Source organism: Vibrio sp. SCSIO 43140 (genome assembly GCF_023716585.1).
GTDB classification, from domain to species: Bacteria; Pseudomonadota; Gammaproteobacteria; order Enterobacterales; family Vibrionaceae; genus Vibrio; species Vibrio maritimus_B.
This window is the reverse complement of record NZ_CP071850.1, coordinates 175,204-191,357: the sequence shown is the minus strand read 5'-3', so window position 1 is coordinate 191,357 and position 16,154 is coordinate 175,204. Positions and strand designations below refer to the sequence as shown.

The 16,154-nt window shown below is 49.0% G+C and carries 17 protein-coding genes; 6 read left to right on the top strand and 11 right to left on the bottom strand.

The features are described 5' to 3' along the window. Positions 1-120 precede the first annotated feature (120 nt). On the bottom strand, positions 121-393 hold the full coding sequence (gene hupA / locus J4N45_RS00920) for a nucleoid-associated protein HU-alpha (protein ID WP_042478600.1): 273 nt from the start codon (positions 391-393) through the stop codon (positions 121-123). A 316-nt stretch (positions 394-709) separates the two neighbouring features. Between hupA and J4N45_RS00915 the strand changes: the two genes are divergently transcribed. Next, positions 710-1,864, top strand: coding sequence for a CNNM domain-containing protein (locus J4N45_RS00915; protein ID WP_234494719.1), 1,155 nt, complete (start codon positions 710-712; stop codon positions 1,862-1,864). A gap of 89 nt (positions 1,865-1,953) precedes the next feature. Here J4N45_RS00915 and J4N45_RS00910 read toward each other — a convergent pair whose 3' ends face one another. Next, positions 1,954-3,843 (bottom strand): ATP-dependent zinc protease family protein, encoded by a 1,890-nt coding sequence (locus J4N45_RS00910; RefSeq protein WP_252013087.1) that lies wholly within the window; start codon positions 3,841-3,843, stop codon positions 1,954-1,956. A 274-nt stretch (positions 3,844-4,117) separates the two neighbouring features. On the opposite strand from J4N45_RS00910, the gene J4N45_RS00905 reads away from it, so the two are divergent. Beyond that, positions 4,118-6,436, top strand: coding sequence for a Tex family protein (locus tag J4N45_RS00905; protein ID WP_252013085.1), 2,319 nt, complete (start codon positions 4,118-4,120; stop codon positions 6,434-6,436). 97 nt (positions 6,437-6,533) lie between these two features. Here J4N45_RS00905 and J4N45_RS00900 read toward each other — a convergent pair whose 3' ends face one another. Together J4N45_RS00900 and bioH are read right to left on the bottom strand one after the other, a co-directional pair. Next, positions 6,534-6,983, bottom strand: a complete 450-nt coding sequence (locus J4N45_RS00900) for an ATP-dependent Lon protease (protein WP_234494722.1) — start codon at positions 6,981-6,983, stop codon at positions 6,534-6,536. A gap of 134 nt (positions 6,984-7,117) precedes the next feature. Continuing rightward, positions 7,118-7,888 carry a pimeloyl-ACP methyl ester esterase BioH gene (gene bioH, locus J4N45_RS00895; RefSeq protein WP_252013083.1) on the bottom strand — a complete coding sequence of 257 codons (771 nt, stop codon included), beginning with the start codon at positions 7,886-7,888 and terminating at the stop codon, positions 7,118-7,120. A 361-nt stretch (positions 7,889-8,249) separates the two neighbouring features. Here bioH and J4N45_RS00890 point away from each other — a divergent pair, with 361 nt between their 5' ends. The 4 genes from J4N45_RS00890 (at position 8,250) to cysQ (ending at position 10,926) form a co-directional block, all read left to right on the top strand. After that, positions 8,250-8,660: a ComF family protein gene (locus J4N45_RS00890; protein WP_252013081.1), complete on the top strand. Its 411-nt coding sequence runs from the start codon at positions 8,250-8,252 to the stop codon at positions 8,658-8,660. 70 nt (positions 8,661-8,730) lie between these two features. Next, entirely contained in the window at positions 8,731-9,357 is a 627-nt protein-coding gene (nfuA, locus tag J4N45_RS00885; protein ID WP_156111134.1) for a Fe-S biogenesis protein NfuA, read from the top strand. Between the two features lie 182 nt (positions 9,358-9,539). Further along, positions 9,540-10,097, top strand: coding sequence for an ADP compounds hydrolase NudE (nudE, locus tag J4N45_RS00880; RefSeq protein WP_234494725.1), 558 nt, complete (start codon positions 9,540-9,542; stop codon positions 10,095-10,097). A gap of 1 nt (position 10,098) precedes the next feature. Then, positions 10,099-10,926, top strand: coding sequence for a 3'(2'),5'-bisphosphate nucleotidase CysQ (cysQ, locus tag J4N45_RS00875; protein WP_042478598.1), 828 nt, complete (start codon positions 10,099-10,101; stop codon positions 10,924-10,926). 79 nt (positions 10,927-11,005) lie between these two features. Here cysQ and J4N45_RS00870 read toward each other — a convergent pair whose 3' ends face one another. From J4N45_RS00870 to gspH, 7 genes are read right to left on the bottom strand one after another with little or no spacing between them, the layout of a single operon-like run. Next, a complete protein-coding gene (locus J4N45_RS00870; protein ID WP_503056830.1) occupies positions 11,006-11,764 on the bottom strand; it encodes a type II secretion system protein N in 759 nt (252 codons plus the stop codon). A 3-nt stretch (positions 11,765-11,767) separates the two neighbouring features. After that, positions 11,768-12,262, bottom strand: coding sequence for a type II secretion system protein M (locus J4N45_RS00865; RefSeq protein WP_128648810.1), 495 nt, complete (start codon positions 12,260-12,262; stop codon positions 11,768-11,770). Between the two features lie 6 nt (positions 12,263-12,268). After that, positions 12,269-13,501: a type II secretion system protein GspL gene (gene gspL / locus J4N45_RS00860; RefSeq protein WP_252013075.1), complete on the bottom strand. Its 1,233-nt coding sequence runs from the start codon at positions 13,499-13,501 to the stop codon at positions 12,269-12,271. Then, the gene (gene gspK, locus J4N45_RS00855) at positions 13,470-14,483 is read right to left on the bottom strand and encodes a type II secretion system minor pseudopilin GspK (protein ID WP_234496139.1); all 1,014 of its coding nucleotides are present in this window, start codon (positions 14,481-14,483) and stop codon (positions 13,470-13,472) included. The genes gspL and gspK overlap by 32 nt, the downstream gene beginning before the upstream one ends. Positions 14,484-14,491: 8 nt before the next feature. Continuing rightward, on the bottom strand, positions 14,492-15,196 hold the full coding sequence (gene gspJ, locus J4N45_RS00850) for a type II secretion system minor pseudopilin GspJ (protein ID WP_252013073.1): 705 nt from the start codon (positions 15,194-15,196) through the stop codon (positions 14,492-14,494). Beyond that, on the bottom strand, positions 15,183-15,539 hold the full coding sequence (gene gspI / locus J4N45_RS00845; protein ID WP_081936222.1) for a type II secretion system minor pseudopilin GspI: 357 nt from the start codon (positions 15,537-15,539) through the stop codon (positions 15,183-15,185). The genes gspJ and gspI overlap by 14 nt, the downstream gene beginning before the upstream one ends. Beyond that, positions 15,523-16,125, bottom strand: a complete 603-nt coding sequence (gspH, locus tag J4N45_RS00840) for a type II secretion system minor pseudopilin GspH (protein WP_252013071.1) — start codon at positions 16,123-16,125, stop codon at positions 15,523-15,525. Before gspH ends, gspI begins: the two co-directional genes overlap by 17 nt. Positions 16,126-16,154 lie beyond the last annotated feature (29 nt).

The window sequence follows — 16,154 nt, the reverse complement described above, 5'->3', positions numbered from 1 at the left end:
TGTAGCTCTTTAGTGAGGAGACAGATGGGTAATCGCGCTGGCGCTCAACACGCTTAACAATCCATCACAGGTAGGGAGTAGAGAGAACAGCACCGACGCAGGGCGTCGGTGCTGTAGAAATTATTTAACTGCGTCTTTTAGCGCTTTACCAGCTACGAATGCTGGAACGTTCGCTGCAGCGATTTGGATCTCATCACCAGTCTTTGGGTTACGACCAGTACGAGCTGCACGGTGGTTTACTTTGAACGTACCAAAACCAATTAGTTGAACTTGGTCACCTTCAGTTAGCGCTTCAGATACGCCTGAAAGCGTCGCTTCTAGCGCTGCTTTAGCTTGTGCTTTTGATAGGTCAGCTTTTTCAGCGATAAAGTCGATTAATTGGGTCTTGTTCATTAGGTTTCCCTTCTTCATGTTATCGAGTTAAAGCCCACTCTAAATCATAAAGCCCCCATCTGGCAAAGGTTTGTAGCCGTTCTTTGTCGCTTATGACGTAGATTTAACCGTTTTATGAGCATTAACTCACAATTTGTTACCCAAAGATTGAGTTTGAAACCTTGTAAATTATTGCATAAAGTCCCATAAATGCTCTGCGACTCAACCGATAAGCCTGATAAATCGGTCTGTCGCTACTGTTTTTAAGCACTCACCAACAATGCACAGGCTCATTTGCAGCAAAGTTAGGTTGATGTGTGCACTTACTAGGAAATGAATGTTTCTCTTATCGGTTTATATCGCTGTCGCCATTGGTGTGTCGTTTATCTGTTCGGTATTGGAGGCGGTACTGCTGAGTATTACTCCAAGCTATCTTGCTCAGCTAAGACAACAGGGCCACCCTGCGGCAGAAAAACTGTCCAAGCTAAAAGCAGAGCTTGATCGTCCGCTGGCGTCAATCCTGACCCTAAACACCATCGCCCATACTATTGGTGCAGCGAGTGCTGGTGCTCAAGCAGCGAAGGTTTTCGGTAGCCAATGGCTAGGTGTGTTCTCTGCCGTGCTTACCTTGGGTATCTTGGTGTTGTCAGAAATTGTCCCTAAAACCATTGGTGCGACCTACTGGCGCCAATTAGCGCCAGTGTCAGCAACTGTGCTGCGTTGGATGGTATGGGCATTGACGCCATTCGTATGGTTCTCGGAGCAAATCACTAAACGCCTAGCGCGTGGTCATGAAACGCCGAAGATGCGTGATGAGCTATCAGCGATGGCCATGCTAGCAAAAGAGAGTGGTGAGTTTGCTGAGGGTGAGTCGAACATCTTGAATAACATCCTCAACATTCAAGACATTCCAGTTACTCAGGTAATGACGCCTCGTCCGGTAGTTTTCCGCGTACCCGCTGAGATGACCATCAATGAGTTTTTGACTGAGCACAAAGATACGCCGTTCTCACGCCCATTGGTGTATAGCCAGCAGAAAGACAACATTCTCGGCTTTGTACACCGCTTAGAGCTGTTTAAGCTTCAACAGCAAGGCAGCGGTGAGAAGCAACTAGGATCGGTGATGCGCCCAATCCAGGTGTTGTTTAACACCATCATGTTGCCGAAAGCGTTTGAACAGATGATGGCGGCACGTCTTCAGATTGCCATGATTGTCGACGAGTACGGTACCATTCAAGGCATCATCACTCTGGAAGACATCTTCGAGCACTTATTAGGGCAAGAGATTGTCGATGAGGCGGACAAAACCACCGACATGCAAGAGTTGGCTTATCAGCGCTGGGAAAACTGGAAAGAAAAGCACAGCATCGTAGATAACTCTGACGATGATGACGAAGAAGCACCAGTAGAGAAGCCAGAGTCAACAATCGCCTCGGACGAGTCTGAAGAAGCAAAACAAGAGCAAGACACGAAAGACAAAAAAGAGTCTTAAACCCGCTTAATCAAATAATGCTCAAACAAAAATGGCTGCGAACTTCGCAGCCATTTTTTTATCAGTGACACTTTTTTCATCAGTGAGAGTTAGTGACTACCAATCTCATTGCCGAGCAAAAAGTTCTCATCACTGCTTACTACGACGCCATACTTAAGGAAATTCTTACCTAAGATCATGCTGTAGTGAAAGCGAGAGCGGTCTTGCAGATTGACACGAATGGTTTTCTCAACATCACCTAGCTTCACACGCATATTCACCACAGGGCGAACATTCGCTTTCTCACCCGCTTTCGCGCGGATGCGCATGACATCGACCACCTCACGGGTAAACTCTTGCTTCATGTCCATATCGTTGGTGTAGGTAAAGGTAACCATCTTCTTGCCGTCTTTTTCGAATTGCTTAATATTCGTCGCGTTCATTGAGCTGACATCCGCACCGGTATCAAGTTTAACTGGAAAGGTTAACCCCTCAACAGTGGCGTTCTCGATGTGACCCGCAGTAAACACCGGGTAGGCATCAAGCAGGTTTTCACTGCGTGAATTGACTAAAACGCCACCTTTGGTCGCTTTTTTACCAATGATGAAATATGGCTCGTCACCCTCATCACTGTCGAGCGCCTCCAAAGCAAACTCGACGGTCACATCGCGATCGCCGACGATAAACTCACCATCAACCACAGGTCTTACCGTATCGCCTACCTTGATACGACGTAGAATAGTTTTACGGATCTTTTCTTCATTACCCAGGTCACTCGACAGGTAATACTCCACTTTGTCTCGCCCTTTAGCTTCAATGATCTCAAAGCTGCTGACTTTGAGTAGTGGTGTACTGACCGCAAACGACGGCTCCGCATTAAGCTGGTAACCATCTAGAATCAAACTCTCAGTTGGAGAGACCACCAGCGGCTTATCTTTCATACGTTGAGCGAAGCTTTGCTTTTTCTTCTCAAGTTTGCCTTTAGCGCCGGTATCAACCACAAAATTCTTGTTGAGGGTATTCAAGCCCAAACGCAGCTGCGTACTCTGCTTAGAGCGATCTTTCAAATAGACCTGAATCGTACCCTCAAAATCTTCGCCACCCTTGAATGGTACAAAGATCATCGGATATTCATTGCCCGAGACTGACAACATCTTCACCAGTGGATAGGTCACACGCTTTTGCGCCGCTTCTTTGCCGACGAGATCGAAGCTGACTGTGTTGGCTTTCTTGTCTATCTCAATATTCTGCGCATTGAGGATACTGTAGTTATTTTTCAGCGAGATACTGACGTCAACTGGCACATCATCAATAGAGCCAGACTCGCGGCGACCAATCACTTGCGCGTCTTTTTGCTCTTGTAAGTAGTCATAACCCGCCATTACCCAAGCGTTGTTGGCCAAGAAGGTTTTACCAATCAGAATTGGCGCACTGAATCCGCTACGGTCAGTCAGATTGACCTCAGTTTCGACGGTTTTGCCAGCGATGGTCATTGGCAGGGTGATAACCGGACGATAGATAGGAGTTGAGCTCGTGCGGCTACGAATCACACTTGTGCGCGTTAAAGGGCGCTCCATTTCAATCTTCTCACCGGTGTAAGGGTGTCTAAGCGTGAACGTCACAACACCTTGGAAGTTACGCTCATCGTTATCAAACTCTTCAAGCCACCAGTCACTCGCTGAGCCACCGTACTCATCCACGATAGTCTGCATCAGCTTTTCACCACTTAGCCCTTGGTATTTAGGGTTATTACTGATGACTTTGATGTTTTCAGCGTGCATCGATGTGGTATCTGCACCCGTGTCGATTTTACCGACAAATGGAATGCCTTTTAGCGCTTCAATATCTTGGTAGTAAACACTTTCAACGCGCCCGAGGACGATTTTATCTTCAATAGATAAAACTGGCGCCTGTGTAGTAGAGAGATCTGGTGCAGCCATAGCCCACCCGCTTGTCATTGTGGCAAGAATTAACGCCAACTTAGTTGCTGTAGTTTTCATTTTAATACATCCATTCATCGACTGACTCTGAATAAGCATGAGTCCCTAAGACAACGGTCGACTCACATCGTTTACCGACTCCTTTAAACTTTACAGAAAACCAACGGAATATCCACGTGATTATCAATAAATTAGCAAACCCTCGCTAAATTTCACCTTCTAGTGAAACATAAAAATAACCCAGTAATTGCAAATCGGCGCTCACGCCCCTATATCCTATGGATATCAAGGAGTACAAAAGCACTCCCCAACACAACCACAAGAGAATACACGGATGAGCCAAGCTATCTGTCAACTGATTGCTAAAGAGCTGAATGTCAGCCATAAGCAAGTTGAAGCCGCTGTTACCCTGATTGATGACGGCAACACCGTCCCATTTATCGCTCGCTATCGAAAAGAGGTCACGGGAGGTCTTGATGATACCCAGTTGCGTACCCTCGACTCTCGCCTAAGCTATCTACGTGAACTTGACGATCGCCGTCAGACGATTCTTAAATCCATCGACGATCAAGGCAAACTGACCGACGAATTGCGTGCGGATATTGAAAGCGCTGACAACAAAACTCGCCTAGAAGATCTCTATCTACCCTACAAACCAAAGCGCCGCACCAAAGGCCAGATTGCGATTGAAGCAGGTCTCGAGCCGCTCGCTGATCTGCTTTGGACTGAACCAAGCAATGAGCCAGAGAGCGCTGCGTCTAACTATATCGATGCAGACAAAGGAGTTGCGGATAGTAAAGCTGCGCTAGATGGCGCTCGTGCCATCGTCATGGAGCGCATTGCTGAGGACGCCGACCTACTAGAGAAGGTCCGTCAGTACCTCAACCGACATGCAGAGCTGCGCGCTCGCGTGGTATCTGGAAAAGAAAACGAAGGCGAGAAGTTCAAAGACTACTTTGAACATGATGAGCCAATGAGCAAGGTTCCCTCACACCGAGCACTCGCCATGCTGCGTGGCCGTAACGAGGGCTATTTACAGCTTTCTGTCAACGCTGATCCTGCTAACGAAGAGGGAGCTCGCGAATCATATTGCGAAACCCTGATCGCTGAGCATTATAGCATTCATCTAAGTCAGGCGCCTGCCGATGCATGGCGCAAGCAAGTGATTAGCTGGGCATGGCGCATCAAGGTATCGATGCACATGGAAACCGAACTGATGGGCGCACTAAAAGAGCGTGCTGAAGTCGATGCCATCACGGTATTCGCCACTAACCTGAAAGATCTGTTGATGGCAGCACCAGCAGGTCCAAAAGCCACCTTAGGTCTCGACCCAGGTTTGCGCACTGGCTGTAAAGTGGCCGTTGTGGATGCCACAGGTAAAGTTCTCGCAACCGATACCATCTACCCGCACGCCCCGCAAAAACAGTACGACAAAGCGGCACACGTCGTGGAGCAGCTAGCACGTCGCTTCAACGTGGACTTGATCGCCATCGGTAACGGCACGGCTTCTCGCGAGACTGACAGCTTTGCCGCTGACGTCATCAAGCGCGGTAACCTCAGCGTGCAAAAGATCATTGTTAGCGAAGCGGGTGCCTCGGTGTATTCAGCGTCAGAACTCGCAGCAAAAGAGTTCCCGAATATGGATGTGTCGCTGCGCGGTGCCGTGTCTATCGCAAGACGCCTACAAGACCCACTGGCAGAGCTTGTGAAGATTGATCCTAAATCGATTGGTGTCGGTCAATACCAGCACGACGTCAGCCAAACTATGCTGGCGAAACGCCTTGATGCGGTCGTCGAAGACTGTGTAAATGCCGTTGGTGTGGATGTGAATACCGCGTCGGCTGCCCTGCTAACGCGCGTGGCGGGTTTGTCTTCAACGCTTGCTCAGAACATTGTCGACTACCGTGATGAGAACGGTCGCTTCGAAGCACGTACAACTCTTAAGAAGGTCGCACGTCTTGGCCCAAAAGCCTTCGAGCAGTGTGCTGGTTTCCTACGCATTATGGATGGCAAGAACCCGCTTGATGCTTCATCGGTGCACCCGGAAGCGTACCCTGTGGTTAAAACGATGGCAGAGAAGACAGGTCGCGCGCTCAAGTCGATCATTGGTGATACAGCATTTCTTCGAACCGTTAATGCGGTCGATTACACCGACGATACATTCGGTTTGCCAACGGTCACAGACATCATCCGCGAGCTTGATAAGCCTGGCCGTGACCCGCGCCCAGAGTTCAAAACGGCAACCTTCGCGGAAGGTGTCAATACGATCAATGATCTCGAACCTGGCATGGTACTGGAAGGGGTGGTTTCTAACGTCGCGAACTTCGGTGCCTTTGTCGATATTGGTGTTCACCAAGATGGTCTGGTCCACATTTCAGCGCTTACCGATAAGTTTGTTGCCGATCCACGCGAAGTGGTGAAAGCGGGCGATATCGTTAAGGTGAAAGTGATGGAAGTAGACGCCAATCGTAAGCGCATCGGTCTATCCATGCGCTTGTCCGATGAACCTGGTGCGGACAACCGTCCCGCTCGCGGAGGTAAAACCGCTCGCGACAACCATGGGTCTCAGCGTCAGCGCGCACCAAGACAAGAGTCGGGCAACAGTGCGATGGGTGGTGCATTTGCAGCAGCCTTCGCCAAAGCCAAGAAATAACGCTCTAGCTAATAACACAGACTGAAAACGCAAAAGAGCACCTATCTAGGTTGCTCTTTTGGTATTCATCAAAAGCTATCTCACTCACTGCTAAACACTACCCAACGGCAATGATGTCCGACGGCGTATTTGGGGCAACCGAGTGGCCATAATGATATCGGATCACGGTACGACGCTTCGCCATTCTCCCTTCCATCAACGCTGCCTGCATGATTTTAGGAGGTAAGCGAAATCGCATCGCATAGCCTTTTCCCTGCGACTCGCTATAGGTATTTAGTGATAGCAGATGAAACAAGCGCTCTATGGGGTCTTCGTTGTCAGACACGTCTTCTTCGGTGTCATACTCGGGATGCTCTGCGGGATCCCAAGCTGTGCGCTTGCGCCGTTTTTCCTCTTCGTTGATGCGACGCTCGGCATTGGTGCGCGCCAATTCCACGGTAGGGACTATCGGCTCTCGCACCTTGTTGTCACGCGCTGCTTGCTCCGTCTGGGGATTCACAGATGGAGCGATAACTGGAGCACTAACACTGTTGGGCGACACTATCATCGGTCACTCTCCTCTGCTGTGAGTGATTAACGCCAAAACCTCAACAACTAAACGGGATTGATTTTCAATCTTCTGATTACTTTATCGGAAAAACGGCTCCAAGCTTTACCGATTTGTGTAAAAAACATGCAAATTTAGACGCGTAACCCAATGACTCTTGTGACAAACTCATCTGTCTCAGTGATAAACGGTGCGTGAGAAGACTGGGCAAAAATATGACTCTGATGAGTCGACATTTGCGCATCTAACTGCTTTACAATTCGCACCGGAACCAGCCCATCCAAACGTCCATACCAACGATGGACTGGCATCGACAGTTGCGACAACTGCGGGCGATAGTCTAAGTTATCTAACCACTCTAGCCCCAACATAAGGGCGCTTGGGCAAGGCATAGGTCTGGAGAGTACCGCTTGCTTGAGCAACTTAATATCTTGACGCGCGCTCGGACTACCCATGGCTTGAAGCGCCATAAAGCGCTCGATCGTGAGCTCAAAGTCATTACTGAGCTGTGCCATGAACGCACTGAGCACGTCTTTCTTAATACCCCGCCACTGCTCTCCCTCCGAGAACTTAGGCGAGCTTGCCAGTGTCACCAACTGACTGACTCTCGATGGGTAAAAATGGGCGATATGGGTAGCAATCAAACCACCTAGCGACCAACCCAACCAGATAGCGTGCTCGGGCGCCTCTGCTAGTAACATGTCAGCAAGTTCTTGCATCGACTGATAGGACACTTGATGGCTGAGTCCATAACCAGGCAGGTCGACGGTATGCACCGTAAAGTGTTTGGCTAGTTCACGGCTGCAAGCTGACCAAACCGCACCGTTCATCCCCCAGCCATGCACTAGCACGAGATCCGGTCCTTGTCCTTCAGTCTGCCAATGGACTTTTGCTACTTCACTCACACGCTCTCCTACTCATTTAGCTCTTTTCCTGTTTCGATTTGCTCCATGCTAAAGGGAATCCCCTTCACGTCAACTCAGACCAATGCAATTTACCAATCAACTACCCAAATTGTGTCATCTATGCGGCCTCTCTATCGAGCGCTCTCTCGGTCATAACCTATGGTGTCACCACTGCCTGCCTTTGTTTAACTTTCATCAGCATCGATGCCAACAATGCGGACTCACATTTGAGGGCAGTGCAAGCATCTGTGGTGAATGTCTAAAGACACCGCCGCCATGGAACAAAATGGTATGCCTTGGTGACTACCAGCACCCTCTGTCGCACTTTATAAAGCGCATCAAAAACAACAAGCAGCCCAGCATGGTTAAGCCGCTGACCCAAATGCTGAGTAAAAAAATAGACCACCCTTCCCCGATACTGATATCTGTGCCCATGCTGTTTCACCATGAATTTTTACGAGGTTTTAATCTGAGTGAAATGATGGCAAACGACATCGCTAACCAGTTCTCTGGCTCAAAGTGTGCGCATCACATCTTTCGCAAGCACCGCCATACGCGAGTTCAAAAGGATCTCAATCGAGAGGAAAGGCTCCACAATGTGCGCCGAGCATTTTCGCTTAAGCGATCACCCAGTTTGAAACATGTGGCAATAATTGATGATGTGGTCACAACGGGTGCAACGGTTCGTCATTTAAGTGAATTATTACTTGAAGTAGGCGTAGAAAAAATTGATATTTACTGTTTATGCCGTACCCCAAAGTCATCCCACTGATGATTCGTTAGCCAGATTGCGCATAGGATATGCAAATTATTTTTTGGCATCTACTCGTGACAGGAGTAGAATGGGGGTAATAACCTACAAACTTACTCAGGTATTCGTCGTGTCAAATCCAATTACTATTACAGAAAGTGCGCAAAGTCACTTCGCCAAACTGCTGGCTCAACAGCCAGAGGGTACGAACATCCGTGTTTTTGTCGTTAACCCAGGCACTCAAAACGCAGAGTGTGGCGTGTCATACTGCCCACCTGAAGCGGTTGAGTCTAACGACACCGAATTCAAGTACGAAGCGCTATCTGCTTATGTTGACGAACTCTCTCTACCGTTTCTAGAAGACGCAGAGATCGACTTCGTGACGGATAAAATGGGCTCACAACTCACTCTCAAAGCACCAAACGCGAAGATGCGTAAAGTCTCTGATGATGCGCCACTCATGGAGCGTGTTGAGTACGCTATTCAAACACAGGTTAACCCACAACTTGCTGGTCACGGTGGTCACGTAAGCTTGATGGAAATTACCGATGAGGGCATCGCAATTGTCCAGTTCGGTGGTGGTTGTAACGGCTGTTCAATGGTGGATGTCACGCTAAAAGAAGGCATCGAGAAACAATTGCTTCAGGAGTTCTCTGGCGAGCTTACCGCTGTACGAGACATGACTGAGCACGATCGTGGCGAACATTCCTATTACTGATCGCTGCAACCGCTAATTGCAAACCAGTATTTGAATCAGAGCGCCGAGGTAATCCTTTGCGCTCTTTTTTTTAAGCGTTCCATTTGGCGCGCGACTATTTCCTATATATATTAATGACAAACAGACTATTCGTACCATAGGCTCACACGACTTCGTTATGGTACTAGCCAAGGAGAAAGCCCATGCCGTCCAAAAAAGGACCTGAGATCTTAGCCCAAAAGACCGTTGCCGAATCTAGGCTATTCAAAATTGAGGCATTAGACTTAGCGTTTTCCAATGGCACCAAGCGTACCTACGAGCGCATGAAACCGAGTGGTCGTAACGCCGTGATGATGGTGCCTATTACCGAGCATGGTGACATCTTATTGGTTCGTGAATATGCAGCGGGTACTGAGCGCTACGAGCTTGGCTTCCCGAAAGGGCTTATCGACCTTGGCGAAAGTCCAGAGCAAGCCGCAGTTCGTGAGCTGAAAGAAGAAATTGGCTTTGGTGCCAACACACTCACCCCTCTCAAAGAGGTCATTTTGGCTCCTTCTTATTTTTCGAGCCGCATGACGCTATTCGTTGCTCAAGATCTTTTCCCTGAGCAGCTCGAGGGTGATGAACCCGAACCTCTAGAAATCGTGAAATGGCCGTTAGCCCAAGCCGATGAGCTACTCACCCATCTCGACTTCTCTGAGGCTCGCAGTATAACCGCATTGTTATTGATGCTAAGAATGAAGTCAGAATTGGGGTTGTAACGTGACAACAAGACACTTAGATCTATCGCACCATCTTCCTGATGTCATCGACATCGCGCGTCAAGCCGGGCAGCTTATTCTCGATATCTATGAGAATAAAGAGTACGAGGCTTACACCAAAAACGATGACACTCCGGTAACCAGTGCGGACTTAGCGGCGCACAAGCTGATTGTCGAAAAGCTCTCGAACCTGACACCAGACATCCCAGTCCTTTCCGAAGAGGCCGCGGATATCAGCCTCGAGCAGCGTTCTCAATGGGATACGTATTGGCTCGTGGACCCACTTGATGGCACACAAGAGTTCATCGCACGTAGTGGCGATTTCGCCACCATTATCGCTCTGGTCAGCAACAATAAGCCGATAATGGGCGTGGTATACGCACCGGTATCAGGCGTGACCTATCACGCTTATGAAGGCAAAGGTGCGTGGAAAATACCAAGCCTGGGTGAGAGTTTGCGTATTAAGGTGCTCAAGCATGAACTGCCCAACCAATCTATCGCTATAGCAATAAGCCGTCGCCAGAATATCAACCGCATCACTCAGCGTATGAGCTCGGCATGGAATTATGACTTGGTTCCCCTCGGCTCCGCGGCCCTTAAAGCCTGCTTAGTTGCAGAGGGCGCTGTAGATTGCTATCTGCGCTTAGGACCAACGGGTGAGTGGGATACTGCCGCTACACAGTGCATCGTCGAAGAAGCCGGTGGCACCATTCTCGATACCGAACTTCAACCACTTTCTTACAATGAAAGAGAGACCTTGGAGAACCCAAACTTTATCGTGATAGGCGATCGAGACTTACCTTGGGACCAGATTCTCATTCAACAATAGGCAGCGTCAGTTGCTAAATGAACATTAAAAAAGGAGGCTATGCCTCCTTTTTTAATGTTCTACCTTCTATCACAGCACACTAGAAGCGGCCTTGATAGTTAAACGAGTAACGCCCCTGCCCATCTGGATTGCCTAGCCAGCTCAACTGCTGACGCATACCGTTTGGGAACTCATCTTCAGGTTTAAACCACGCCTCAGATTGATACTGACGATTGGGGGTCACACTGGCTGAAAACTCGCTCGACACTTGATTGCTGCTTTGACTACCTTTTGCCGACAGCACGCTCTCGCTACATGACAAATCAACAATAGTCGGACCGAGACCAAGACTGCCAATCGGTGATTCTATATACCCAGCATTCCACGATAAGCTGCCATCTCCGCTCGCACACCAGGGTGAGGCGTAGTTTAGCGATTTAATCGCCAACTCTAACTGGCCACCCGCTTTGATCGGGACTGGCACCGGCGCATATTGCACGACGGTATCTGCCGGAATCGACGCGAGGACATTCTCTAAATAAGCCCCAGACAGATCGACACCTAAGTTACCGCGCCCAGACAAACCTAAAGCACTGCCTCGACCAAAACGCACAGCGTATTCAGGAGAGAGTGTCATCAGGCTCGACCAACTGAACTGCCACGACACATCCCCAATAGAATAGTTTTGTACTCGCACATTTTGTGCGCTGCCCTGCCAAATAGTGCCCGTTGTACCATCGAGCGCCAGCTCTCGCGGCATTGGGGCGTAACTCAATACTATGCTGGCAGGAAGATGATAGATCGCACTCGCTACGAATACGGTGGTACCTAATAAACCGTACTTGATGACCTTCTTGATCACTTAGCCACCCCTCGTAAATTGCAGTCGGTTTACCTCTATGACACCGCTTTGATCTGCTTTATCGATATCTAGAATCTCAACCGTCACACCATGGTTGTCTTGCAAATAAAACAGCCAGTTGACGAAAAACTCGAATGGGATCGGTTTAATCCAAACCTGAAGCTGGTCATTACGAGGCTGCATACGAATCAGTTCAATACTGAAGCGGTTAGTCGATGAGGTAATCACTCGGTTGAGAGGCTCTTTTGATACCACGACGCCACCCGCTTGTCTTTGCTGGGAGATATCATCTGCCTTTTGCTTTACCCAACTGAGCAGTTGACGCTCCGACTGAATGCGTGACTGAGCCATCTCGGTGCGCTGTGCAAAGGGAGCCAGAATGCCCCAATAAATGATGCCGAGCACGGTGACCAGCGAACAAGCGATCACTAAGCGCTGCTCACGCTGGCTAATACTCAGCCACCAGCTTTGAAGATTAAGTAATAGTCCTTTCATCACGCCCTACTTCTTCTTAAGTACAAAGTTACCCATGACCACTTCGCCATTACGGTTGAGTGGACCTTGCGTTACTTCAAATTGCGTTTCTAGTTTCACTCGCGCGGCTTCAAAACTATCAAAATCGCGACTGGTCACATTCATGCGAACTTCATTGCGGTTACCGTCAAAGGTGAAGCTCTGGACTTGCATACCATTGACCTGTCCCACGGTATCGGGCAGTTTCGATAGCCACTCCAATACCGACTGGCTGGACAAATCACTTCCGCCTAGACGCTTAAGTTCATCATCCATCTGTCGCTTAAGGTAACTCACCGTTGGGATACGTTGCTTATCTGGCAGTACCGCTCTGAAAATGCGCTCACTTTCAGCTCGGTAGGCGGCCGCTTGAGATTCGTACTGATTCACCAGCACAACTTGCTGCGCAACGAGTGCTACAACAAGGATGGAGGCAGCAATAGCGACTTTTTGCCAAACCTTCCAATGTCTTAAAAAGGATGCCTTCGGTTTAAAGTCACCCGTCATTAGATTGGCACCACTCTCTACGGTACCTTTCGACAACAATGCCATTGCAGGCTCTGGCGGCATGCTGTGCCAGTCAATATGCTCAGAGCGCTCAACGAAGGATGTCGGGACGGGAGAGTAGCTCTCTATCGCGACTTTGCTCTCTTCCTCACTCTCCGACACCAGCAAATAATCGGAATCGATCACCGCGTCCATCCAGCCTTCATCAACGACTAGACCGCGCTGGTTCGCCGTACGAAACAGCCATTGACCATCAAGGTGGATAGCACTGACCTGCTCCGTTTGAGGCAAAGCGAGCACATCAGGGATAACCTTTTTGACTTCGATTCCCTGCTCAGCAAAACTTTGAATAACATGCGCCAGATATTGACGGTCTACCGCTGCAATAGACGCACTGCCACCCTGCTTGCTAAATATGGTGAAATGCAGCTCATCGACGTCCTGAGCAATATCGTCTTCGACAAGAAATGGCAGCATAGTCTCGAACTGACGTGCACCACCCTGCGGGATCTCGACATCAGCAAAGTGCACGTCCTGTCCACTTAGCATCAATAGCGTCACACGCTGCTGTGCATACTCTTTAATGTCAGCGAGCTGGTCGAGGTTGTTAAGCTCTCCGCTGGCTATCACTTCTTGCTGACTAGTTGACCATACAGCCCAATGTATTTGGCTATCTGGTTGGCTATTCAGGCGAACGGTTAAGAACTCGCTCACTAAATCCTCCAAATCGACGACGGACTACCGTCACTTCCTGTCTATCTTGACTAAAAAACAGGCTGCGCAGTCGCATTCGCGACTCTCCAACGACAACCTGTGTGTCCATTTCAAAATAGGCGCTGTCTACAGCAAGATACTGTTGGGCTTGCTGTTTGGTGTTACTGTCTACACTGGCCATTTGAGACTCGGCCATAAACTTATCGATACCTGACCAACCGTCAAAGGGGCGGTTTTCAATCAGCTGTCTCGCATTCTCTACCGATAGACTCGGCGCAAACAGCGCTGACAGCAGCTCCGCTTGCTCCACGACTATCGTGTTTACATTTAGGCGCCAATCTGCAGTAGGTAGCGCACATACAACGGGCGACATTTTCAGCATGGCGTCACCGCTCATCTGGTTAATCGCTCTCAGCTCTGTACTGTCAGCGACGAATCCATTAGGAGCCACATAGCTTGGTGACAAGGACTCATAGTAGCTATCCCCCACACCGGATACCGACCTCACGCTGGTCTCTTTATTGACGAACTCCCACGTCGAGTCTGCGACCTGTTCCGCTTGGTAATTTTCCACACCAGTTTCTTCAAGCAGCTCTTGGAAAAAACGCACCAGAAATGGCTTAGTGGCACTGTTTGTCGCGGGCTGAACCGTAGAGAGCGCATTGATATTAAAGCACGCCTGCATATCACGGATATAGCCAGTCGCCTCGCCGTAATCAAGTGGATACGTCCGCTCTTCAATCGCCCATGGCTGGTTGAGGTTAACGCTGTCCTTATTGTCTTTATAGCTCTCTTTTATGGCCACCGATGCCAAAGCTTCAACGCCAATCGCATACCAATACGCTTGCTGATAATTTACCTGATTCGACGCACGGGTAAATTGGCTAAATAGGCGCTCTGACATCGTTGCAGCGATTGAAACCATAATGGCAAGTAACAGCAGAATCACAATCAACGCGACCCCTTTTTGGGATTTAGCCATCACTCTTCTCATGAGTTACCGCCTTGAGCGCTGCCTTGATTATTGCCTTGGTTATTGCCACCCGAGTTACCGTTGTTATTACTTCCACCTGACGAAGCATTTAAGGTGCCCGCTGGGGTTAGGTAAATTCGGCTAATTTCGTCATAGTCTTCAAAGCGGATCTTTACCTCAATGGCAAGCGGCAGCGTTAACTCAGCCTGCCATTCGTTAGCCCAGGACTCACCGTTGTAGAAACGCATATCGAACGACTCGACCTTGGTAAATATCGGCAAGGCAACCGGCTCTTCACCCACCGTCGTATCTGGGTAGCGCCACCACAGTCGTTCAAGCTTACCTTCTTGCAATCGGTAGCCTATTTTCGCCACTTCTCCGCGAGGAAATTGGTTCTGCGGATTCAGCCAGCCCAAGCGAGCAAACAGCAATCCTCGTCCTTCTGATTCCAACAACCCCTCTTGCCAAAGCATCAAACGAGTGAGGGGCTCTTCCCCTTCATGGCGAAACTGCCTAAGCGCTAACTGCCTGAAGTCACTATCTAAATAGACAAAGCCACGCTGAATCTCTTGCAATCTGGCACTTCGTGCTTGCGACAGTTCATTGCTGCGCTGAACCTGGTTTACCACTTGGTAAGCCGCAACACTTAAACTGGCGAATATCGCGATGGCCACCAGCACCTCAATCAAGGTAAAGCCTTTAGCACGGTTACTTATCGACATAACTTCTCACCGTAACAATCGGGCTCGCTTTGGCATCCGTGGCGACACTGACATCAAAAGCGGATAACAAGTTATCCGCTGTCTCAATTGGCTGAACACTCCAATACCACTCACGACCAGCCAGCGTCTCTTTGCCTTTTTTCGCCTTGAGTTCTGAGGTATCCAACATGACCTTCGCCATTTGGTTATCAACCACCATGCTTGCGAACGCTTTCTCTTCCAAGTAGCTCAGCGTATTGATGTGTTGACTGACCGAACGAATAATAGAGATCGCAGCAGTAGCAAAAATGGCCATTGCTATCAGCACCTCTAGTAAAGTCATGCCTCTAACGCTCTTTTTCATTCCAATCTTTCACATCCATAAGCGCAAGGTGTCCGCTCTCTTCTACTTCAACATACCAAGTTTGATCTTGCCGAGCCCGATTAACGGGTGCTAAGACAAACACCCCTGCGGTAATCTCCCCACTGGAGAGAATGAATACTTGTGGCGGCTTTTCTTGTTTCTTCTCTTTTTCGACATCCGCAAACATATCTTCATCGAATAGTGAGCCAGGCTCAAAAAGTCGATCATCATTGCCCCAGATACCTGTGCTCAAATCGAGCTTAATCGACAACGCCTCAGGCAAGGTCGTTTCTTCAGGGATCTTACTCAACGAGACCCTTTGCCAACCGTCTTGTTTGAGCTCCAAGAACACATACTGCTTTTTGGCCTCATCAACACGTATACCAAAGTCTTTGCCAGCTAACATGGCTTCTTCATTAAAGAGTTGCAGTCTTTGGTATAGGCGCTGCGCTTGCTGTTTGGTTTCGTCACTCTGGCTTTGTGGCAGGGTTGAAATAACCGCCACGGCACTGACCGACAGCAGCACCAACACCAGCATAATTTCTAATAGGGTAAAACCACCTTGATGGCGCTTGCGAAATAACATGAGGGTTCACTTTGGATTAAAGAGGGGCA

What these genes read in the sequence shown, in the direction of transcription:
- hupA (WP_042478600.1), bottom strand. Translation starts at nt 393, where the DNA reads ATGAACAAGACCCAATTAATCGACTTTATCGCTGAAAAAGCTGACCTA.
- J4N45_RS00915 (WP_234494719.1), top strand. Translation starts at nt 710, where the DNA reads ATGTTTCTCTTATCGGTTTATATCGCTGTCGCCATTGGTGTGTCGTTT.
- J4N45_RS00910 (WP_252013087.1), bottom strand. Translation starts at nt 3,843, where the DNA reads ATGAAAACTACAGCAACTAAGTTGGCGTTAATTCTTGCCACAATGACA.
- J4N45_RS00905 (WP_252013085.1), top strand. Translation starts at nt 4,118, where the DNA reads ATGAGCCAAGCTATCTGTCAACTGATTGCTAAAGAGCTGAATGTCAGC.
- J4N45_RS00900 (WP_234494722.1), bottom strand. Translation starts at nt 6,983, where the DNA reads ATGATAGTGTCGCCCAACAGTGTTAGTGCTCCAGTTATCGCTCCATCT.
- J4N45_RS00890 (WP_252013081.1), top strand. Translation starts at nt 8,250, where the DNA reads ATGGTTAAGCCGCTGACCCAAATGCTGAGTAAAAAAATAGACCACCCT.
- nfuA (WP_156111134.1), top strand. Translation starts at nt 8,731, where the DNA reads ATGGGGGTAATAACCTACAAACTTACTCAGGTATTCGTCGTGTCAAAT.
- nudE (WP_234494725.1), top strand. Translation starts at nt 9,540, where the DNA reads ATGCCGTCCAAAAAAGGACCTGAGATCTTAGCCCAAAAGACCGTTGCC.
- J4N45_RS00865 (WP_128648810.1), bottom strand. Translation starts at nt 12,262, where the DNA reads ATGAAAGGACTATTACTTAATCTTCAAAGCTGGTGGCTGAGTATTAGC.
- gspK (WP_234496139.1), bottom strand. Translation starts at nt 14,483, where the DNA reads ATGGCTAAATCCCAAAAAGGGGTCGCGTTGATTGTGATTCTGCTGTTA.
- gspJ (WP_252013073.1), bottom strand. Translation starts at nt 15,196, where the DNA reads ATGTCGATAAGTAACCGTGCTAAAGGCTTTACCTTGATTGAGGTGCTG.
- gspI (WP_081936222.1), bottom strand. Translation starts at nt 15,539, where the DNA reads ATGAAAAAGAGCGTTAGAGGCATGACTTTACTAGAGGTGCTGATAGCA.
- gspH (WP_252013071.1), bottom strand. Translation starts at nt 16,125, where the DNA reads ATGTTATTTCGCAAGCGCCATCAAGGTGGTTTTACCCTATTAGAAATT.